This window comes from Flavobacterium sp. KACC 22763 (assembly GCF_028736155.1).
GTDB lineage: Bacteria > Bacteroidota > Bacteroidia > Flavobacteriales > Flavobacteriaceae > Flavobacterium.
Genome location: NZ_CP117879.1, coordinates 1,902,100 through 1,924,667 on the forward strand (window position 1 = coordinate 1,902,100; position 22,568 = coordinate 1,924,667).

Below are 22,568 nucleotides of genomic sequence, written 5' to 3' on the forward strand. Positions count from 1 at the left end.
CATGTTTCAATTGCAGTTAATACTAAAAACTAACGACTCTTAAATCTCTAGGGGCATTTCGAACGGTATTCAGACGGGGTGCAGAACATCAATTTCTTAAAGAAAATGTCAAATGCGGAAAGGGAGCTGAACTCCAGCTCTTCCGCTATTTCAGCAATGGTGAAATTGGAATCTTGGAGCAGGTTTACTGCTTGGACAAGCACAGCCTCAATTATTGTCTTCTTGGCAGATTTTCCTGTTATTTCCTTCACCACCCTATTCAGATAGCCTGAAGTGACATACAGCGCACCGGCATAAAACTTCACGCTGTGATGCTTTCGGCAGTGAATGGCAAGAACAGCCAAAAACTGCAGTGAAAGCCTTTCTCCTCTCGAAGCATGCAATGCAGCAAGGCTAAAGTACTTGGAATGGATGAGCTTCATTTCAAAAAAAAGCAGATCAGCACTCATGCGGCATAATTCCCTATCAAAATCAGCAGGTTCAGTTCTATCCCCTTCTTTATAAAGCAGCCTGCATATCAGCGACAGCACTTTATAGTCTTTCACATCTAGGCCTATTTTTATGGCTTCCCTCACTGACCTGTAAAACAGAGAATCTGTGTAATGGAAATTAGAGCCTCGGTTCATCCTGCTGGCAGATAGCCCAATCACATAAAATTGCGGCCCATCCTCCCATTCAACTGCTCTGCAGCTGATTTTCGGCGGGAGCATCAGCAGATCATGCTTTTTTAGATCCTGAATGCTTTCTCCAGTGCGCATTTTAAATCTGCCTGACTTCATTAAGAGCATAACGGGATGATGAAGAACAAATGATTCTTCTGAAGAAAGCTTAGCCGCATATTCCTTAACCAAATCAATGGCAACGCCTGAAAAAGACAGCTGATTCATTTTGCCGCCAATCAAATCTTTCAGCATAATGGAATCTGATATGAGACAGCCTAAATCAGCCTGCCTAAAAGGCTGATTATTCTGACAAGCGGCGCTTCATTAGCTTCAAAGAAAGGTCTGCATGATCTGTTTCCCACAAGAATGTCCCAATCCTTATCCTTGCGCTCTTCCTCAGAATAGAGCGAATACCTTGAAATGGAGGCTACGGTCAAAATGGTCTCTGCTTCCTCTGAAGTAAAATCGGCATCATCGAGCACTTGGGCCTCATATCCTATAATATAGCTGTTGGTGACACTAAATACCTCCTGCCTTTTAACAATAAGCTCCTGAAGAAAAATAATGAGGCTTTCCTTTGCATAGGACTGCAGAACGCTATTTTGTACAATTAAGATCATGCTGTTATCAGGATCGTCCATAATGGACTGCACAAGGTCATCAGTAAAAGGTATAAGTCTGCCGCTTTTTCCCGATCCGCCGTTTACCCCTTCCATAAGGAACCTAATTTGGCGGGCAAGCTCTGACACTGAATTGGGAGACGCATTCTTTTGATGGTAAAGATCCAGCAGGCGGTAAATCTCTCTTCCCTGCTGATCGAAAGGATTCTCGGGATTGCTTGGATACTGGATCTGGGCAGTACCCTTTCCGGCAATGCCGGATTGTTTCTCCTGAGCCTGAAAATCAGAATCGGCAGAACATGAAATAAAAAAAATTGATGTGATGATGCATAATAAAATGGTTTTCATAATAAGTGGTTTGAATATGAATGGGAACTTCTCCCAGTCCTTTTCATCCGGATAAGCAGAACTTCTGCCCGGCACCCTGCCCAGCATTTTGCTTTTTGAATTCAAGGCAAAGCTATTCCGCCTAAAAATGCCCCGCAACCTTTTATCTTCGGGTTTTCATTATTTCCACTTCGGATTTTCGCGAAATCCATAGTGCATTTCCCACAAATAATCTGCTATTATCCAATTGTTTATGCTACATTTATATTGTAAAGTAAAATTATTCTCACATCAAAGAGGCAATGCCCAATATTTCCATAATCAGTACCCCCCCTTAAATCGCATGCTTATGAATAGACCGAACCTGCTTTTATTATTCCTGCTGTTCTTTTATCTGGCCTCAGCCCAGAAAAACAGCTGGAAGATTCCCGATTCCCTAAAGGAAAAGAACTACGAATATCTGGACAGCAGATTCTACGCTCTTAAAAAAGACAGCGCAAGTGCGGCACTTTATGCCTTTGCCTATCTGTATAAAGCCCAGAATGAGAAAAACTGCAAGGAGATTATCGGCGGCTACCAGAATCTGGCACTAATCTCCCCTGCAAAACAGCGCCTGATGTATGCGGACAGCATGATATATGCAGCGAAAAAATCCAATGACAGCAGGCTGATTGGTGGCGCCTATCTGAGCAGGGGAACCGTCTACTACGGAATGAAAAAGCAGCAGGAAGCCCTGGACAATTATCTGACAGCCAACAGCTACATCTCCAAAACCAATGACCAGTATCTTATCCATAAGGTAAAATACTGCATCGCCCTGACCAAATTCTATATCGGCTTTTATGGGGAAGCAGCTTCACTGATGCAGCAATGCGCCGGCTATTATAAAAGTCAGCAGCCCAGACCCTACCTTAATTCACTGCACATGCTGGGGCTCTGCTATAACAAACTGGGAGATTACGGACGGTGCTCTGAAATTAACAGGCTCGGTATCGAAGAAAGCCAAAGGCTCGGCATCAAAGAAATGATTCCATACTTCAGGCATTCTGAAGGAATCAACGAATACTTCAAAAAGAACTACGGCGCCTCCATAAGAAATATCGAATCCTCCCTTGAAGCCATCAAAGAGAACAATGACTTCGGCAATGAAGCCGTCGGATACTTTTACATCGGCAAAAGCTACTGGTCTTTGGGCCAGAAGGCAAAAGCTGCAGGCTATTTTGCGCTAGTGGATAAAATCTTCAATGAAAAGAAATACCTGCGCCCGGATTTAAGGCAGGCCTTTGAACTCTTGATCAGCTATTCCAAAAGCGCAAAAGATTTAAACAGGCAAAGCTACTACATCGACCAGCTGCTTAAAGCTGACACCCTGCTGACAGAAAACAGCAGATACATATTGGGAAAGATCCACAAGCAGTATGACACCAAAGAGCTTCTCTCGGAAAAGGAAAAGATAGCGGCAGAAAACAAGACCATCAGACAGAAGCTTTCCTGGAAAAAAGAGCATGAACGCATTTTCATAGCCTGCACCATTTTAATGTCCATCAGCATCATTGCGCTGATTTGCCGCCACTATAGGCTCAGAAACATATATAAAAAGAATTATCGGCTGCTTATGCAGGAGCTTGATGCAAAGAAAAACAGTTCAAAAATTAAAACGGATACAGTTCCCTTAAAAAATATCAGCATTGAAACAGCTTCCCTACTTCTCAAACAGCTTGAAAATTTCGAAAACAAAAAGCGGTTTCTCGAAAAAGACTGGAAGCTAGGAAGCCTTGCGGCCGACTTTAACACCAATGCCAAATATCTGGCAAACATACTGGAGCACTACAGACATAAAGGAATCAACGAATACATAAACGGACTGCGCATCGATTATATTATACCGCTGCTCCAGACAGAGAGCAAATTGAAATACTACACCTACGCCGCACTGGCTCAGGAAGCCGGCTTCAGCACCACAGAGCGCTTCACCAAAGCCTTTATGGCAAAAACGGGCATAGCCCCCTCCTATTTCATCGGGCAGCTAAAAAAAGAAAAGCCCTGAAATTTTATTTGATAGAGATTGGGATATCCTATTTAACTTCATATTTTTGCTACTGTAATTTAAAAAAAAGAAATACCATGACAGATCTATTGGCAAAAATCAATGCTGAAATCGAAACATTCAAAACAGAATCGGATGCATTAGCTGAAAAAGGAGTAAAAGCTGCCGGAGCGAGAGCCCGCAAATCATCTTTAGAAATTGAAAAGCTTTTAAAAGAATTCAGAAAAGTTTCTATTGAAGAATCTAAGAAATAATTATCTTTTATCTTACTTTATTTAAAAAGCCTTTCAATTGAAAGGCTTTTTTTTAAGATTAATTGGATTTACTTCTAGATTGCTTTTTATTATACTCTTCTATTTCTGAATCAGTACAAGAAGTGATCTTTACACTTTTAAATCTAGAATTTCGATCTTTATTTTTTGAATCAAAAAGTTCAATTTTAATTTTAACAATATCATTAGATAATACTTTATCAGGAAACAGGTCAAAATAGGATTTGAGTTTTAATGCATTTGCAATTCTATTCAACATTCTAATATTATACTTATGATTTTGTTTAGGGTTTTCGACAAGACCTATAAAACCTTCAGATACCCCAATCTTTTGAGCCAATTGCACTTGTGAGATATTCTCTTTTTTTCGTAATTCTCTAACTTTTTCAATTAAATAAAAATCTAATTCCGAAATAATAAGTTCTACTATCATGTCATTTTATTAATTCAGAAATAACGGGATTAAATAAAAGTTTAACACATACTTATATGTATGTGAATATTTTTTAGGTATATTTGCTCTTTATTCAATTTTTGAATATTAACTTTGCGATTCTTCACATAAAAATATTTGAAGCATTCGCTTTGAATCTCGTTATCGAAAACTGGCGTTTAAAATAACCACGAGATGATAAGTGTCAATGCTCACGCCTTAATATGGGCGTGGGCTCACTTATTCGTGGTAGGGTACCGCCAGTGCCTCGATAACGTTTAAAGTGAGTACCTGCCCTTTTTTTGTACCTCTCTTCTTCAGATTCTAGCGCTACTTTAAATTTTGGAATTTTCGCTTTTAAAAATTTAAAACTTTGATCAATGCATAGAAACACTATTTAATTACCATAATAAACAAAAAATGGCCCTCAGCTGCAGCGACCAAACTAGAGCAGAGGACCTTAGCTAATCAAATATCCATTTAACTAACCAATCCCAATATTATGAATTATTTTTCATTTTCCAAGGATGGAAAGGCTCTTTATTGCCTTTTTTTTACAGCAATGCTCCTTTCATTCTCCGCCGTTTCAGCCAAAAATTCCCGGCACTTCTTCCAAAAATCAGAACCCTATATGCTCACCGGAACCGTCTCCGACGGAACTAGTCCCATTCCAGGCGTCACCATAGCGGTCAAGGGACGAGCCAAGACCAGCACGGTATCCGATTTTACAGGCCAGTATGCCATTTTGGTTTCCGTCCAAGACACCTTGTCGGTTTCCTTTATTGGATTCAAAACGGCCATAATTCCCGTAAAAGGAAAACCTGTTATGGATATTGTCATGCAGTCGTCCACCACTGAACTGCAGGAAGTCCGGGTCAATGCTGGCTACTACTCGGTCAAACAGAGCGAGCGCACGGGAAGCATCGCGCGGATCACCTCAAAAGACATTGAAACGCAGCCCGTCACCAACGTGCTTGCCACCATGCAGGGCCGTATGGCAGGCGTCGAGATAACCCAGACAACAGGAGTTCCGGGCGGAGGATTCGATATTAAAATACGGGGCCAGAACAGCATAAGGCCCGATGCCAACAATCCCCTTTACATCATAGACGGCGTTCCCTATGCCACAGACCCCATAGGCTACGAACAGACCTCAACCATCTTCCCCACCTTCAATACCAGCCCCCTTAACAGCATCAACCCGGCAGCAATCGAAAGCATAGAGGTGCTCAAAGATGCCGATGCAACCGCCATCTATGGCTCAAGAGGGGCAAATGGCGTAGTGCTGATCACCACAAAAAAGGGAAAAGAAGGGAAAACCAGCTTTAATTTCAGCGCATCATCAGGAGCTGGAAGAGTCACCCGTTTCATGAAGCTCATGAATACCGAACAGTACCTCTCTATGCGCCGTCAGGCATTCATAAATGACGGCAGAACCAAATACCCTAAACGGGACTATGATATTAACGGAACTTGGGATCAGGGCAGATACACCGACTGGCAGAAGGAACTTATTGGCGGTACCGCCGCTATCACGGACATAAAGGGAACCTTGAGCGGAGGCTCCAAAAACACCCAATTTCTGCTAAGCGGCAGCTACCATACCGAAACCACAGTATTTCCGGGAGATTTTATGTATAAAAAGGGCGGGGTGCAATTCAATTTAAACCACCAGTCAGCCGACAATAAATTCCGTCTGGTCATTTCAGCAGGCTACAATTCGCAAAACAATGACCAGCCGGCAAACGACTTCACTTTCGATTCCCGCACGCTGGCCCCGAATGCTCCCGCCCTGTTTGATTCCAAAGGCAATCTAAACTGGGAAAATGGCACTTGGGAAAATCCGTTGCGCCTTCTGGCATCGCAATATGTCTCAAAGACCAGCGATCTGCTGGCCAATGGCGTGCTTTCTTATGAGATCATTCCCAATCTTATCATAAGAGGCAGTTTTGGCTATACAGACCTGCAGCATACCGAAAGCCGCATTAATCCCTCGACCATATACAACCCATCCTATGGCTATACCAGTGCGGTTTCAAATATAATACTCAATAATACCGATCGCAGTTCTTGGATTATAGAACCGCAGATCAACTGGAAAAAAGAAATCGGCGGGAGCAGACTGGAAATTCTATTAGGGGGGACTTTCCAAGAGCAAAATACCACCCGCCTTTTCCAGTCTGGAACAGGCTTCAGCTCCAACAGCCTTATTTACAATCTTGCCTCTGCCGCCTACCAGCAGGTGCTCTTGAGCGATGGGCTGCTGTACCGTTATCAGGCATTTTTCGGCAGAGCCAACTACAATTGGAAGGACCGCTATATTTTAAATCTTACCGCTCGCCGTGACGGGTCAAGCCGGTTCGGCCCCGGCAATCAATTTGCAAACTTCGGCGCCGTGGGTCTGGCATGGCTGTTCTCCAATGAAAGCTTCCTTTCTGAAAATTCATGGCTCAGCTTCGGAAAGCTAAGGGCGAGCTTCGGTACTACGGGAAGCGATCAGATTGGCGATTACCAGTATCTCAATACCTATGTCTCTTCAGGCGCCACTTATGGCAATATAATCGGATTGCAGCCCAGCCGTCTCTACAATCCAAACTTCGGATGGGAAGTCAACAGGAAATTAGAGGCCGCGGCAGAACTTGGATTCTTCGGCGACCGCATTTTTCTGACCGCAGCATGGTATCAGAACCGATCATCCAACCAGCTGGTGGGAATTCCTCTGCCCGGCACCACGGGGTTCTCCCAGATTCAGGCGAATCTGGCGGCAACAGTGCAGAACAGGGGATTGGAATTCACGCTCCGCACAGCTAATTTCAGCAGGAAAAATTTCAATTGGACCAGCAATATCAACATCAGCTTTTCCAGAAACAGGCTCTTGGCATTCCCAAACCTCAACGGCTCCACCTACCAGAACAGATACCGCATCGGAGAACCGCTGAATATCCAGTTGCGGTACAGCTATGCAGGACTCGATCCCCTAACGGGCATCTACCAGTTCCAAGACCAGAACCATGACGGCATAATCTCTTCTCCCGATGACAGGCAGACTGTAGTCAATCTTAATCCGGATTATTTTGGAGGTTTCCAGAACCAGTTCCGATACAAGCAGTGGAGACTGGATTTTCTCTTTCAGTTTGTCAAACAGCGCAACCAAAGCTTTGACAATGGCTTAGCGGGATATATTGGTAATCAGCCTGAAAGGATGACCAAAAGCTGGACCAGCGCGGGAGATGCAGGCCCCTATCAGATCTATTCTGCCGGGTATAATCCAGCGGCAGTCTTAGCCCAATCCCGTTTTGCGATGAGCGATGGCTCAATTGTCGATGCGTCATACGTAAGGCTAAAGACCGTAGCGCTGTTTTACGATGTCCCGCTTAACGCAAAAGAGCTCAAATGCACCGTTTCGCTGCAGGGGCAGAACCTTCTGACCATTACTCCATACAAGGATGGAGATCCTGAATTCAGCATGTCAGGCTATCTGCCGCCCTTAAAAATCTTTACAGCAGGAATTATGCTAACCTTTTAAAATCTGTCCTATGAAACCAATGTATAACAGCAAGCCGAACCTTTGGTTCATTCGTAAAAAAATATTCTTTCTCGCTCTGCTTTTTTCTGCCGCAGCCTGCGATTCTTTTGTGGATGCCGGTTTTCCAAAATCACAGCTCTCAAGCCAGGCTGTCTTTGAAGACTACACGACAGCCAATGCCGCTATGGCGGATGTCTACGCTAAAATGCGCGACTCAAGCATACTCACAGGCACACAATTCGGATTATCGGTCCAATTGGGATGCTACACCGACGAATTGGACTGGTATGATGCCTCAAGCGATGCTTCCTTTGCTTTCTACACCAATACGGTCTCACCTTCCAACAGCAATATCGCTCTGTTCTGGAACAGCTCCTACAGCCAGATTTATGCCTGCAATGCCATTCTTGAAGGCCTCAAGTCTGCCAATTTTGATGAGCAGCAGAAAAGACAGCTGCAGGGTGAGTCTCTATTTGTAAGGGGGCTTCTCCATTTCTATCTGCTCCAGCTCTTTGGCGGCATTCCCTATATTGAGACAACCCAATACATGCATAACAGCACAGTGGCCAGAATGCCCGAAAGTGAAGCTTATGTGCGCGTTATAGCAGATTTAGAAGCCGCGGCTCTGATGCTCCCTCCCTCTTACCTGACTTCAGATCGAGTGCGTCCAAATTCATTTGCGGCACAGGCGCTTTTAGCCCGGGTGCATCTTTATAAAGCGGACTGGGAAGAGTCTGAAGCCATGGCCACGGCAGTGCTGCAGCAGAAATCCCTCTATCATCTGGAAACAGATCTGGATCAGGTGTTTCTAAAAAATTCAAGCGAAGCTATCTGGCAGTTCATGCCATCACTGACCGGAAAAAACACGGATGAGGCCAGCATCTTTATTTTCAGTTCCGGCGCTCCTCCTCTAGCCGCATTGAATGAATCTCTGGTTAATTCATTTGAGATGGAGGATCTTCGAAAAACGCATTGGATAGCTGAAGTTTCAAACGAAACGGGAATATGGCATCATGCCTTTAAATACAGAGAATCGCAATCTACCGGCGCTTCAAAAGAATATTCTATGGTTCTGCGTCTGGCGGAACAGTATCTCATAAGAGCAGAAGCGCGCGCGCAGCTTGGAAATCTTCACGGAGCGCTGGAAGACCTCAACATGATAAGAAGCCGAGCGGGGCTCGGCAGCCTGCAGGCAGAATCCAAAGATCAGATTATCGAGGCCGTCATAGTAGAGAGAAGAAAAGAGCTCTTCACCGAGTATGGACACCGCTTCTTTGACCTGAAGCGCACAGGCAGAATAAACGCTGCTCTGCAGTCCAAAACAGGCTGGAACGATACCGACAGGCTGCTGCCTCTGCCTGAGAGCGAGCTCAATCTCAATCCAAATCTTCAGCCTCAAAATCCAGGCTACTAACCTTAATACTGATCCAGCCATAATGAAAAAACATATCAAAATGCCGTTACCCTGTCGCAAGGCAGTCTTTTTTTTAGTTTTAGTTTTGCAATTAGTCACCTGCCCTTTAACGGGGCAGGCATTGCAGAAAAAGCATCTGACTCCGGCCGACTATAAAAAATGGGAAGAACTGTATCCTGAAAAAATCAGTCCAGACGGGAACTGGGTAAGCTATACTGTATATCGGCAAGACGGAGCCGATACGCTTTTTTTAAAAAGCACGGCATCTTCCAAAAAATATTCTTTTGCTCTGGGCCAAAGGGGCAATTTCATTTCTTCAGACTGGTTTGCTTATAAAACAGAAAAATGCCTTCATCAAATAGATCTAAAGACCGGCCGGCAAAAGGAAGTAGAAGGAGTCATAAAACACTCATACCTCCCTTCAATTTGTAAAATTGCAATTCTAAAAGAAGAAATTACAAAAGAAAAAACGCTTTCCATTCAATCTCCGGACGGCAAGGGGGAATATCATATTTCAGGCGTCGAAGACTTTGTCTCCGACCCGGCAAAACGTCTGCTGCTCTACACCGCAAAAAATGGTGGCCAATACTCAATAAACCTGCTGGATCCTGCAACGGAGCGAAATACGGTTATATGCACCACTGCTGGCACATTTGACAATCTAACCTGGCACAGGGAAGGAGATGCTTTGGCATTTACGGAAAAAACAGATGCTGAATCCGGCTGCCAGCTGTTCCTATATGATATCCCCAATGCCAAGCTGCATCGTTCCAATATCCAGACGCAGCAGATATTCCTCGGAGATACGCTCGCTATCCCAAAAGCCAGCTATAAAGTGCAGATTTCAAAAGACATGAAAAGCGTATTTTTCGGCCTGCAGCAAAAAGAGAAATCTGATGGCGCGAATAAAAGCAGAAATGTGCAGCTTTGGAATGCAAATGCCAAATGGATCTACCCAACGGAAGAAAAGCAAAAAAAGTTTGAGGGAGTCTATCTTGGATTATGGCATCCGCAGGAAGACCGCTACAGGCTTGTTTCAAACGATTCACTGCCTCAGGCCATGCTCACCGGAGATCAGAAGCATGCCGTAATTTCCAATACCAGACAGTATGAACCCCAATATATGAGGGAAGGCCCAAAGGATTATTATTTCCTTGATCTGGCCAGCGGCAAAAAAGAGCTGATGCTAAAGAAACATTCCGATTTTTTCCTCTATACCATCCCTTCCCCAACAGGGAAATACATAGCGTATTTTCAAGAAGGAGGCTGGTGGATCTATGACATCCAAAAAAAGACCCGCACCCATATCACAAAGAATATCGGAGAATCCTTTTCACATAATAAAAGCGAACATCCTAATGCAGAAGAATCCTATCCTTTTTTAGGATTCACGCCCCTCGATCATGAAATAGTCCTGTGCGATGAATATGATATCTGGGCTGTAACCCCGGATGGAATTTCTGCAAGGCGCCTGACCCATGGCCGGGAAACCAAAACCAGATTCCGTCTGGCAGGCTACTCCAGAATCATAGCCGGCAGATTGAATTACGACGGCTGGATACTGGATCCCATAAATCTTGATAAGGAATTACTGCTGGAAGCCTCAGACAAAGATGGCGGTTCAGGCTACTACTCTTGGTCGGGTGGATCAATGGAAAAACTGGCATACTCCCATAATTCAAACCTGAGCCTTATGGCAAAGGCATCGTCTGCTAACGCATATATGTATATGGAGCAGAATTACGAGCTGCCTCCCCGTCTGATGGTGAAAAAGAACAGAAAACAGGGGCCTAAACTTATTTTCCAAAGCAATTTGCAGCAGGAGTCTTTCTATTGGGGGAAGGCAAAAATTATGCATTACAAAAATAGCGCTGGAGATTCCTTGAAAGGCATTTTATATTATCCCGCAGATTTTGATCCGCAGAAGAAATACCCCATGATCGTACATGTTTACGAGAAGTTTTCAGACAAAATCCATACTTATGTCAGCCCTTCAGAATCGGATGCGGAAGGATTCAACATATCAGCGTATACAACACAGGGATACTTCGTGCTTCTTCCCGATATTACGTATCAGAAAGGCAATCCGGGATTATCCGCAGCGGACTGCGTGATCGCTGCAACACAGGAAGTGATGAAAAGCGGCCTTATCCAAGAAAATAAAATCGGACTGATCGGCCATTCCTTCGGAGGCTATGAGGCCAATTTCATCATTACCCAGACCCCTCTTTTTGCGGCCGCTGTTTCCGGTTCGGGAATTTCGGATCTTACAAGCCATTATCTCTCAGTAGGGCTGTTCGGCAAGCCTCTGATGTGGCTCTTTGAAAACCACCAGTTCCGCATGGGAAGCTCGCTATTTGAAAACCGCGAGGGCTACAGGAAAAATTCACCGATAGAATATGCCGAAAACTGCACCACTCCACTGCTCTCTTGGACAGGAGACGCTGATGAAAACGTCAGCTGGAACCAAAGCAGAGAATACTATCTGGCATTGCGCCGTCTTGGAAAACCGAACATCATGCTTGTATATTCAGGAGAAGGGCACGATCTGGCGTCCTCTGAGAATCAGCTGGATCTCTCAGAAAGGATCCGCCAGTGGTTTGACTTCCATTTAAAAAACATCCCTCCAGCCGATTGGATAAAAAATGGCCTTCAATAATTTAAACAGCAAATGCAGCTCTAAAAGAGCTGCATTTGCCTTTTAAGGATTGTTCCTAATTTTTACTGCGGACGGAACACTACCCTGTTGCAGGTTGTGGGACTGTCCATTGCTTTAGCCTGCGGGCCTGTTGCTCCAAAAAGACGGCAAAGCTGTCCTTGGGCGGTATCACAGGAAACAGGAATATCGCAAGGGTCATCCTCGCTTGGCACAAAGCCGATGATCGGAACCACGTCCTCTGCAGCGCTCTGCATTGACATAGTGAAAAACGCTCCCGAGATGCCCAGCATAAAAACTGCCGCAGGCATCATCTTTTTCAAAACGATTGATTTCATAATACTATAATTTAAGGTTAAAACATGATCTACTTTTTTCTACAGGTGTTCGATCTGATTCCTGACACTCAGCGCTGGTATATTGTCTAATGTTAGTTTTCATTTCAGTTAAGCTTCATTTCTTGGCGTATCTGCCCGCCAAGCCTGTAGACCGCCAATTGGCTGCCGATAAGAGCATAGACATGCGTTGGGGTCACCATAAAGCTTCGAAGCTTTTGATCTCCGATTCCATAGATATGAAAGCTGTGCAGATAGGTTTTTCTTCTAAGGTCGTAAACGTCAATGACCGATGCCTGCTCCCAGACTTCTTTCTGCTCATAGCGCCCGGGAACATTTGAATTTACAAATAACAGATGCCCGCAGACGCTGCTGCTTTTATTGACATTAAGAGCAGGTATTGACATTGTCCGTTCAGTCCGGTCTTTAAGATATGCGACTTTTATCTGCGCTTTTGAAATAGTATCAATAGTATTGCCTCTATAGTCTAACCTGCCGCTCTGATCTGCAACAATGTACTGATTTCTGTAGGCATAGAGATATACTATCCTTTTCATTTCCTCACTGTAATGAAGCATGCCTTCAGTATCAAACACTCCATCAACCTGCTTTTGTAGAAGTTCAGGCGACATATGTACCTTTGAATGGTTCCCGAAACGGAATATCCCCAGCGTATTGTCACCCGTCTTGCTGCTTATTCCATTAAATGTTACAGCTGAACTGTCTATTGGAATCGCATTTGTAAAGTAAGGCGGTCGTGTCTGCTGCAGTTCAGCCCTCCAATTATCTACCCTGCCTTTAAAAATAGCAGGCGTTCTGCCATCAGCCAAGTAAAAAAATGGAGGATTTACATTTATTTTAATCTCTTTGAAAGAAAAACTGCTTTTATCCAGCGTCATTCTTATTTTCTGCTGATGCATGAGACTGTCAATAGATAATAGATATAGAGGGACTGTCAGATTACCGAGATAAACATTGCCATTGCCTGAACCAGCAAAATAATATGAATTGTATTTTAAATCCAGTGTATCGATAAGAGTTGCCGGATGATGGGGATAACGGCGTATAAAAGGATTCTGATGCTGCATTATTTCCTCTGAGCTGAAAAATAAAACCACCACTATAACTGTGCTGACAAGGGCACTCAAAAATAAGCAGATAGCATAAGAAAATCCAAGCTTTCGATTTATAGAATTATTATTATCGTTATGCAGCCAGAGCGCCCATGCTCCAATCAGTACAAAGAAAACATTGAATAAGAAATGCTGCTTCCAGGTCATATTTTCTAATATTCCACCGCAGGAACAGGGAAGAAAAGAACTAAAATTCAGCATTATAAAAATATACGCGGTAAACATGGACATCAGGCAAAATCCTGCATAAAGTGCTTTAGTCCGCGTCTTAGGAAATAAAAGAAAAAAGACTATTGTAAACTCTATTATCAGCACCAGCCAGGACATCCAGTCAGCAAAAGCACTTAATAACGGTGACTGCCCCATCTCTACTTTGAATTTTTCAAAATCAAGCGCTTTATTCATAGCGGCATAAACCAGCAGAAAAATATATAGCAAACATGTGGTTTCAAAAATGGCAGCCTTAGTATTTGAGTTTAATTTCATGTCTAATTTTCTTTGGTTAAAACTTATTACGCAAACATTTAGATTAGAAAAATAATTTCTATAAAAATGATTACTTCAAAAGTATAAACAGACCATAAACAAGAGATTATAAAAACGGAGCCAAAATTTTTAAAAAACACCTCTTTTTTCCTCGTAAAGATTTTTTTAAAGAACTTTTGTTTTGTAAGTCCTGATTTTCATTCCCTTCAAATAAAATTAAATATGGAATCGGCTTCAAACAAACCTCATCTTAACATATCTTCAGAATAAAAGCGCTGTAAATCATAAGATTTGCAGCGACGCCGGCATAAGAATACAGGCCGTTTTTACAGCCTGTATTCCAATTTAAACAAACTCAATTCTGTACCATATAGGAACTAAAGCCTTTAACAGCAAAATCAAGGCATAAATTAAATGCTGCTTGACCACGGAGCTGTGCCGTTCCTCCCATCAGGATAGAACAAAGTTTTGCTTCCTCATTTTTGTATTTTTTCACATTCTGAAAATATCCTGTTACAGCGTTGTAAGCGCAAAAGACTGTTCCTTTAGTTGTGGCTGTCTGCTGTGTAGGATGTGCCATGGCATATTCAAAAACATTATCGACCATATTATTAAAACAGGCGGATAATTCCTCGTCTCTTCCCTCCTGAAGTTTTTTAAGCACTTCCGTGCTGGGTGCCATAGCATGCTGGATTAGGTTTTTAATCTCTTTATCTGATATGCCGGTTTTACTCCAGTAATTAAAAACTGCTTCCAGACTGCTGGACAAGGTATCTGAAATCCCCATCACTTTATGTGCCTGCGCAAGACGGTCGTTAGCATTTGAAGTGTGGCGAATGCGCACCGTATTGGTTTTAGACTGCATGGCTGCATTGAGTGTATTAGCGCATACAATACGTATCGACGTAAAGGCAGCCGTTATGCTCCCGCTTCCGTCATGCAAGATGGTAAGGAAAAGGTATTTTTCAATGAGATCCTCCTTTCCCACATGGATATAGTTAGGGAGTTTTGCAGTGATAAAGATTTTCTCGCCCCTCCCCAAAGCACCAGCGATCTCATACATTATGCCATCTCCAGAAAAAAAGAAAGCACAGATCAATGCAGTTAAAGGATGCGGAGTGCTATAAGTCCCAAAGGGTAGACGAAGTAAAACGGAGTCTATTATGCGCATGCAGCAAACGGCTGGATCTATCTTGGCTGCCCTTTTTATCTGTTTCGAATGAAGACAGCATACTTCAGTTTTACTTTTCTTCTTCAAAAATAACCAACTTGAAAATCAACAACTTAATAATCAATGGTACAAATAAGGTACAAAACAAATAAAATTTATCTCTATTAGATATTGAGTAAATATTTTATTGAGAAAGAAAAACGTGAATTTAACACATTCTTGCCATTTCTTTAAACCACTGTTTAGCGGTGTTAGCATTAAATTTATAAGCCAAATTTTGCTTAGTTTTAATAACTTTAGCCAATCGCCCAAACCTCTTGTAGTTAATTTTACCCGCAGCCTATTATTTGTTTATAAAGTCATTTCCACTAACTATATCAAATTCCCACTTCTTTTGATAAGGTCTAACTTTTCTATGTCTCTTAATTTCTATGTCAATTTCATTCTCAAATCCTAATCCATTATAATATTCTGCATCAAATAATTCAGACATTCTTGGGTCAGCATTAAAAGTTTCCTCGATAGTTGAAAATTTCTCAAAGTCATTTGGTGAATTTATAAAGTATCCACATAATTCCAATTCATCTCCACATATTAAGTGCTCGTTGTAGGCCTCTCTGTGTCTTAAATAGTTTATAAACTGTGTTCTTGCCATACCTTTTTTTAGTTTTTTTAAAGCAAGAACAAAAGCTTCTAAATCATCTATACAAACAGACCAAGGATATAGTGCTTCTTCATCTTTTGTTAATAGGTTTTCAAGATTTGTTTGAATATTCCCATATTTGAATTGAGTAACAACTATAGAAAAATAATCTTTGATTTTGTTTGGTTTTATTTGGAATATGCTTTTGTGAGTTTTGCTGTCAAAAATCTCAAAAGATTTTCCTTCCGCGAATTTATTTTCGATTCTGACACATTGGTCATATCCATATTGAATTGATTTTTTGAAATCAGATTTTATCTTATCAAATGCTTTTATTGGATCACGCATTGGCGCTCTGAAAAGAGTGTCCTTAATTTCTACTATGAAGAAAAAACCTTTAAACATAATAAGTAAGTCTTGTTCAGACCTTTTTTTATCGACATAGTAAGAATCAAATATTAGAGCTTCTTTACCAAATAACTTTCTAAAAACTTCTTCCACTTTTTTCTCAAGTTTCAGGTTTCTAAATTGGGTATATTTCTCTTTTTTTATTTCAGATAATTTAGAATTGATTCTATTATAAAAGCTCTCAATTAAAAATTTGTATTGAGGACACAAAAACTCAGCTTCATTAAGTTTTATTAATGGTGTATCAAAAAAAGGATTTTTGTCTGCATAATATAATATTTCTCCTTTTTTTTGATTTTCATCATAAGTTAAAAACTCAATTAATAGTTTAGTAGTATTGGCTGGTAAGTTTACTTCATAAATGTCACTCACATTTTGAATAAATATAAAACCTGGCTTATGCACAAAATCTTTCATAAGCTTTAGTTCGGGCTCATCTATCCATTCCCGTGGGTCAATTATTCCCCTTTCAACGAATCTCTTCGTTAGTTTTGGCCATTCTTCCTGATTCAAAAAATAGTAATTGCAATCTGTATATTTTTTATTTATGAGATCTTTAATATGACTGCAAAAAGTAATTGACTCTGTTACTGAAAAACCGAGAATTTCTTTCACTTCTTCATTAAACTCGCCACAGTTTCTTTGTAATCTTTCTAATGTTTGCTCATCATAGGATAATTGTGCATTCCCAAAGTAATTTAGAAAAGTTTGTAATGAAACCGAAACTTTATCTATATTTGGACTATCTTTTATGTTTTCGTCATTAAAGCCAATATCCACGAAATAGGTCATTTCAATTTCATTCAACAAGCGAGTAATTTTATCCCATTCTTCTTTCGAAATACCTACTTTAGTTCCACCAGTCTCGACTGAAAAATATAGATCTGTTAAATATACAAATTGCTTCATCGGAGACATCAGGTTTTTAAAGACTTCTGAAGTTTCCCTTTGGTCAATACGGCTCGTCATTTGAGTTAGATAAGGTAGAAATGAACCTTTTTGAAAACCGCTAATTAATAATGAAAGCTCATTGATTATTTCTTCCTGTGTTCTTCGTGACTTACGAATAGCCTGCATTTCTTCCCAACGCTTCCTTAATTCTTCAAGTGCTTCGGGACTTGGTTTGTTCATTTATTCTAAAATTTTGAGGTTAGGTATTTTTAGATGTTTTTAATTAGAATTCACTCTTTTTTATTTCTTTCTCAACTTCAATACTAGGACTTATCTTCAACCATAAATACGTATTATAATAGTCATCGCCATGTTTTAACCAAGTATTAAATTCCTCTTTTTTAAAATGTCTTATTTCAAAGCTTGCCCAACTTCTTTTGCTCTCGTAAGATATTTTTACTCCATCGCCATTAAGTCGATTTAATTCTGTTTGGATCAAATTTATGGTTTCGTCGTCAATCTTTCCTTCTTTTAGTTTTTTATCTGCATCTCCCCTAGTACCAGTGATTCTCCAACCTAAAAAAAAAGGAGTCATCTGTTTCTTGATTAATGCTTCAAATATAAATTTAACTTTATTAATTTTATATGAAATGGGAACGTTATGTTCCGGAGTTACTCTTGAATTATTATCTTTTGGACCATACACTACATAAGTAAGTTGCGATAATCTACCATTTGAGAAATAATAAATTAATCTGCAAGTTATGTCTTCATTAAGTTCAATATTACTATAAACTAATTCATTATTTTGTTCACTAGAAGGAGTTAAATATTTTTCGGAATCTTTAACTTCTTTAATCGACATTCCCCAATTAACATTTCTTACATCAAAATTTACTTGCGCTAAAATAAAATTTGGGATTAGAATTATAAATAATAAGATTTTTTTCATTTTAAATTATGATAAAGTTTTCGTTTCCCCAGCATTTTTTTTAGTAATTTATAGAGTGCCCCTTAAATCTCTTTCGGAAGATTAATCCATTTTAATTGTCAAAGAAATGCAGTCACAACCTTATTACAATTTAAATTGGAAAGTCTTTCAAATATATTTATTTTAATTAATCAATAAAAAATTATCCTGCTTATATATGCCGGAACAATTCTTCATCCACTTCGTCAATACAATTTGTTAGATCCAGATATTTGAGAAAGTTTTTGACAACACCATTAAATCCGACATATTTCAGGATTAAGCAGCAGGTAAGAAAATGAGCGCTCAGACTTATTTTGGTAAGCTCTTTCATTCTTATCACTTCATTTTTGTCATCATAAGGCATATTGCCGTGCAGAAATCGGTTTCTCATGCTTATGCATTTCAAGTCACTTTTGCTTAATTCAAATCCTAACAATTCAAAAGCCAGCTTGAAGCTTTCGTTGTTTCCGACTTGATTTAGGCTGTCTAATTTATTTATAACAGACTTTTTACTGTTGAAGTTACTGTCATCAAAAGAATCAATTTTAATCTTAAATTCTTTTAGTATCTGATCTGCAAATTTTGGATCCTTGAAAGGTGCAATTTTTTCGCTATTTTCCTTTATCACAATACCTTTTACAGTTTCTAGTGCTACAAAAATAGCAGCTGCTTCAATTTCTACCGAAAGATTTCTTGACTGGCAAATGATCCTTACTGCACGCAGCAAAATATCATCATTACGGCAGGATTGCGCTAAATTTGAAAATATATTTTTTGGAAAAAAAAACAACCCATCGGCTCCAGAATATGCCTTATACTCCCTGTAATTGTATAGTTCTCTGTTTGTGATAACACTTTCATTGCTTTTTTTAAATGAAAATCCTTCAACTCTGCTGAAATCAGGATCCTGAAATTTCAGAATATATTGGGCATCCTTGACCAAACATCCGCTTACTAATGCAAATGAATATAGAATACTTTCAAGCAGTTTTTCAAATTCAATCCTGCTTGTTTCGCAGTGACATTCAAGAATTAAATAATTTTGATTGTCTATCATATAATCAAACAAGCCCAAACTGTAATTACCAATATTTATTTCCAGATATCCTGCGGCTCTTATATTCTGTTTTATTTTGAACGATTTTGTCCAAAAGTAATTACTGGGTATTTTTGTAAAGCCGTCAATCGAGAGTATTGCCCTGTAGTAGCCTTTGCTGTCCGAAAAATTAGATTCAATTTCTTTTATCTTTCCATTCATTTCAAGTCCAGACAGCTTAAATCTTGCGGACTTTGCACCTTTAAGCAATTGGAATCTTCTATCGCCGATTAAAATCTCAAAAGGATCAAGCATACCAAAGCCGATAGATTCAATGTTTTGATCTATTTTTTTTAGTGAAGAGGTTTTATATTCAATATAGTCTCTGGTATTAAAAAACTCAATATCAACGTTATTGATAGTCTCGTATTTTGAAAGTATTTTTCCATTCTTTATTTTTTTGAATTCAGAAAGAAAATCAATTACAGCAGTTAGATTAACCGCAATTGGTTCCTCTTTTATATTTTCATATTTTTCCATAAGCTAATGATGATAGGAAGCATAATTTCTAATTTATAAATAGCCTTCGAATATTGTATAGTCTACGGTTTTATTATAATATTTGATACTCTGTTATTATATTTTGGATTCGCCTGTTCAAATTCATCAATTGTGGCATAAAGCCCCTTCCTGTTTCTAGATCCAAAATATCCTATTAGATTTAAAATAACATCCCTTAAGATATGATCAAGTTTTAAATAATTTTTCCACATTTCTTCGTTGCTATTTCCAATATTTCCTTCATGAACGGCTGAATTCCTTTCTTTTTTGATCATTTTTTTAACACTTGTGCTAATTGGAATTTTTGCAAAAATTAAAAAATCCAATAAGTTTTTAGATGAACTGTTGTTTTTGTTTAAATTTGAAAGAATAGAATTCATTCGATTCCAGGCATTTTTATCAATCTCTTTTACTGGTAGAATTGAATCTAAAAGTTTGGCTTTAATATGTTTCTCGAAGAACTCATTATCTATAAAATTACCTGGCTGCTGATTTATACTCTCAGAATACTTTTTGGCAATTTTTTCCAAAGCTGTGATGAGTATAAAATATCTTTCTTTTAAACCCATCGTTTGAGTTGATACATTCAGTGAAAAAATTAATGAGCTGAAATCCAGCATCTCATTAAAATGCCTGAATCTGTTAAAGCAATTACTAAAAATCTCCCAAAAAATCCTGTTGGAGTATGAATGGTGATAATTTATCTGCAGATAATTATTATGGCTGTCATCGTATTTATTTAAAAACGAGTAATTTATTTCTGCCCGTGAAAAGTAGCCTGTATTGCTTTGTCCATAAAATTCTCCTATGTACTCCTTTCTAATTTTTACAACTGCACCATTCATAAAAGATAACAGGGAAATTAGATCTTTCTTAATACTAAGATAATCATCATAATACAATCTACAGTGTCCTTCACTTTCTCTAAAATCCAGCAGCAAATTTTGAGAATTTATCTTTTGAATGATCCTGACTTTAAAATAATTGCCATTATCTTTCAAATTATCAATTACCAAAGTTGTTTCAGTATGATCCGGAATAGTATTGGTAAAAAAATCGTCAACATCACTAAACCCCCTCTTCCTTGTAGTATGTGTAAAATTTGCAAATGTTGTCTTAAAGTTTTCCAGTTCAACAAACCATATCCGCTCTCTGAAATCCTCTTCGTCATTGGAAAGTTTTTTAGAATTGGGTTTGACAAGTTTAACATCCCCATCCAGTCTAAACTCAATTTTGTTATTATAGCTATTATGTTTGGTCAACAACAAACCGGCACATTCGATTTCATATTTTTTCTCAGTTATGCCAACTAGTTTGTAATAATAAGCAAACTCATATTTCTTATGCAGGGAATGATCTTCAAGATTTATTTCAAGCCTGTAAATTCCGTCTTCTAAAAACACTAAAGCAAAAGGAATATCTACCTTCTCATCCTGGCATTCTAAATATCCTGATGTAATTGTATAAACTAGACTCATAATTCATTTTGATTTTAAAGGCCGTAAATATTTAGATTCTTCTTCGCTTTCTCAAATCATCAGAATATTGTAAAGCTGGATCATCTTTTCTTTTATTCTAAAACTGATTTGATTTTTTAAACATTTACTGCTGATTACGATTCAAAATAACAGCTATTCTGCGCAGTTATTCTGCGCAGTTTCAAAATAAAAAACATAACGCCAATATCCGATTATTCAAGCATTCCACATCCAATGGCTTTGTTTGTTTGTTTCTTTCTTTTTTTATTTCATCCAAATATCTGATGGTAGACATTTTCCTGCGCCATCACATATCTTTCAATTCCATCCTGCAGATCCATAACTTATTTTTTCAAAATACTTAGTGATACGTGTGAAAGTAGAAATTGGAGATTTTCTTTTAATCATTAGGAAATAATTCTGTCAAGCTATTGCAGCCGTTTTCAGAATATATTGCTTTATAATTATGTTTATCTTTCAAAATCTTGCTGTCCCACATTGAATTAAACTCAGTTTTATAATTAAAAATAATTTCCTTATGATTTTTATCCGAAACAATAATCTGTGCGATAGCTTCTGCATGGGGATGTTTGTATCTGCTGCCATTAGTCGAGACAAGGAATCTGGCACTGGAAATCTTTTTTAGAAAATCCGGACCAGTATTGCTATGGCTTCCATGGTGCGAAACTTTTACCAAATCAAATTCATGAACTTCCTTTCCTAATTTATCTAATGATTCGATTAATACTGAAGGGTGCGCATCTGCACAGAAGAGTACTGATTTTCCGCAATATTCAGCTTTAAAGGCAATGCTGCTTCCATTGCCTTCCCTACTATCTTCTTTAAAAGGATTAGCCGCAAGCTCCTCGATATTAAAAAATCCTTTACCAAATTTTTCGGTATCATCCGCCTCGCCTTCGTCCTCCATATTATATCCAAAACCTGCTTTCAATCCATTATCTTCCAGTTCTTTCTCCCATACAGGGCGCAGAAGACGCAGCTTTTCATTTGTTGGCGATAAAAGTGTTAATTTCATCCCCCCGCCCAATATTACGACAGGCAGCTCTCCATTATCAGGGACTACAACTGCTTTTTCATTAAATTCAGTATTCCATTTGAGTGAATGCCTAAGTATTGCCGCAGTCAGTCGTTCGCCCTGTGCCGGACCGAAACTTTCGGTATCATCGCTTGGAAGATGCAGATAGCCGTTATACCAAATGGATTTAATTTTGAAAGGCAGTGCCTTCTCTTCCAGAATTGATAAAATTCCTTCTATATGATCTTGATCGATATGAGTTACAACAAGCAATTCCAATTCTTTCTCATCCTCAGGAAGAAGATTGAATATTTTTTTGATTGAAGCTTTTGTCCCCCCTGTCCCTCCATCTATGAGGATACGATTTAACTTTTTGTCGTCTCCATATTCAACAAGAAGACAATCGCCAAATGTGGCTGGAAGCGCATTAACATTGAATACATTTTTCATAATCCTTTTT

General features: G+C 39.4%; 16 protein-coding genes. 5 read left to right on the plus strand and 11 right to left on the minus strand.

All coding sequences use genetic code 11. The annotated features are described in order from the left end of the window. Window positions 1-47: 47 nt before the first annotated feature. The gene (locus PQ463_RS08035; protein ID WP_274257124.1) at window positions 48-914 is read right to left on the minus strand and encodes a helix-turn-helix domain-containing protein; all 867 of its coding nucleotides are present in this window, start codon (window positions 912-914) and stop codon (window positions 48-50) included. 23 nt (window positions 915-937) lie between these two features. Then, on the minus strand, window positions 938-1,735 hold the full coding sequence (locus tag PQ463_RS08040; RefSeq protein ID WP_274257125.1) for a hypothetical protein: 798 nt from the start codon (window positions 1,733-1,735) through the stop codon (window positions 938-940). A gap of 223 nt (window positions 1,736-1,958) precedes the next feature. Here PQ463_RS08040 and PQ463_RS08045 point away from each other — a divergent pair, with 223 nt between their 5' ends. Both PQ463_RS08045 and PQ463_RS08050 read left to right on the plus strand, forming a co-directional pair. Then, entirely contained in the window at window positions 1,959-3,656 is a 1,698-nt protein-coding gene (locus tag PQ463_RS08045) for an AraC family transcriptional regulator (RefSeq protein WP_274257126.1), read from the plus strand. Between the two features lie 77 nt (window positions 3,657-3,733). Then, a complete protein-coding gene (locus tag PQ463_RS08050; RefSeq protein ID WP_274257127.1) occupies window positions 3,734-3,910 on the plus strand; it encodes a BF3379 family histone-like protein in 177 nt (58 codons plus the stop codon). Between the two features lie 58 nt (window positions 3,911-3,968). On the opposite strand, the gene PQ463_RS08055 is transcribed toward PQ463_RS08050, so the two are convergent. Beyond that, entirely contained in the window at window positions 3,969-4,361 is a 393-nt protein-coding gene (locus PQ463_RS08055; protein WP_274257128.1) for a helix-turn-helix transcriptional regulator, read from the minus strand. A gap of 502 nt (window positions 4,362-4,863) precedes the next feature. On the opposite strand from PQ463_RS08055, the gene PQ463_RS08060 reads away from it, so the two are divergent. Genes PQ463_RS08060 through PQ463_RS08070 form a run of 3 tightly spaced genes read left to right on the plus strand, consistent with a single transcriptional unit; the run spans window position 4,864 to window position 11,960 of the window. Continuing rightward, entirely contained in the window at window positions 4,864-7,887 is a 3,024-nt protein-coding gene (locus tag PQ463_RS08060; RefSeq protein WP_274257130.1) for a SusC/RagA family TonB-linked outer membrane protein, read from the plus strand. 10 nt (window positions 7,888-7,897) lie between these two features. Beyond that, the gene (locus tag PQ463_RS08065) at window positions 7,898-9,301 is read left to right on the plus strand and encodes a RagB/SusD family nutrient uptake outer membrane protein (protein WP_274257132.1); all 1,404 of its coding nucleotides are present in this window, start codon (window positions 7,898-7,900) and stop codon (window positions 9,299-9,301) included. A gap of 22 nt (window positions 9,302-9,323) precedes the next feature. Next, window positions 9,324-11,960: an alpha/beta hydrolase family protein gene (locus PQ463_RS08070; protein ID WP_274257134.1), complete on the plus strand. Its 2,637-nt coding sequence runs from the start codon at window positions 9,324-9,326 to the stop codon at window positions 11,958-11,960. A gap of 62 nt (window positions 11,961-12,022) precedes the next feature. Here PQ463_RS08070 and PQ463_RS08075 read toward each other — a convergent pair whose 3' ends face one another. The 8 genes from PQ463_RS08075 to PQ463_RS08110 form a co-directional block, all read right to left on the minus strand. Then, window positions 12,023-12,295, minus strand: a complete 273-nt coding sequence (locus PQ463_RS08075) for a DUF6520 family protein (RefSeq protein WP_274257137.1) — start codon at window positions 12,293-12,295, stop codon at window positions 12,023-12,025. 104 nt (window positions 12,296-12,399) lie between these two features. After that, the gene (locus PQ463_RS08080) at window positions 12,400-13,911 is read right to left on the minus strand and encodes a MauE/DoxX family redox-associated membrane protein (protein ID WP_274257138.1); all 1,512 of its coding nucleotides are present in this window, start codon (window positions 13,909-13,911) and stop codon (window positions 12,400-12,402) included. A 355-nt stretch (window positions 13,912-14,266) separates the two neighbouring features. After that, complete coding sequence (locus PQ463_RS08085; RefSeq protein ID WP_274257139.1) at window positions 14,267-15,169, minus strand: DUF932 domain-containing protein; 903 nt, start codon at window positions 15,167-15,169, stop codon at window positions 14,267-14,269. A 256-nt stretch (window positions 15,170-15,425) separates the two neighbouring features. Continuing rightward, the gene (locus tag PQ463_RS08090; protein WP_274257140.1) at window positions 15,426-17,264 is read right to left on the minus strand and encodes a hypothetical protein; all 1,839 of its coding nucleotides are present in this window, start codon (window positions 17,262-17,264) and stop codon (window positions 15,426-15,428) included. Window positions 17,265-17,307: 43 nt separating this feature from the next. Next, complete coding sequence (locus PQ463_RS08095) at window positions 17,308-17,976, minus strand: hypothetical protein (protein ID WP_274257142.1); 669 nt, start codon at window positions 17,974-17,976, stop codon at window positions 17,308-17,310. Between the two features lie 190 nt (window positions 17,977-18,166). Next, entirely contained in the window at window positions 18,167-19,573 is a 1,407-nt protein-coding gene (locus tag PQ463_RS08100; protein ID WP_274257144.1) for a hypothetical protein, read from the minus strand. A 62-nt stretch (window positions 19,574-19,635) separates the two neighbouring features. Then, the gene (locus tag PQ463_RS08105; RefSeq protein WP_274257146.1) at window positions 19,636-21,072 is read right to left on the minus strand and encodes a hypothetical protein; all 1,437 of its coding nucleotides are present in this window, start codon (window positions 21,070-21,072) and stop codon (window positions 19,636-19,638) included. A gap of 400 nt (window positions 21,073-21,472) precedes the next feature. Further along, window positions 21,473-22,558, minus strand: a complete 1,086-nt coding sequence (locus tag PQ463_RS08110; protein ID WP_274257148.1) for a ComEC/Rec2 family competence protein — start codon at window positions 22,556-22,558, stop codon at window positions 21,473-21,475. Window positions 22,559-22,568 lie beyond the last annotated feature (10 nt).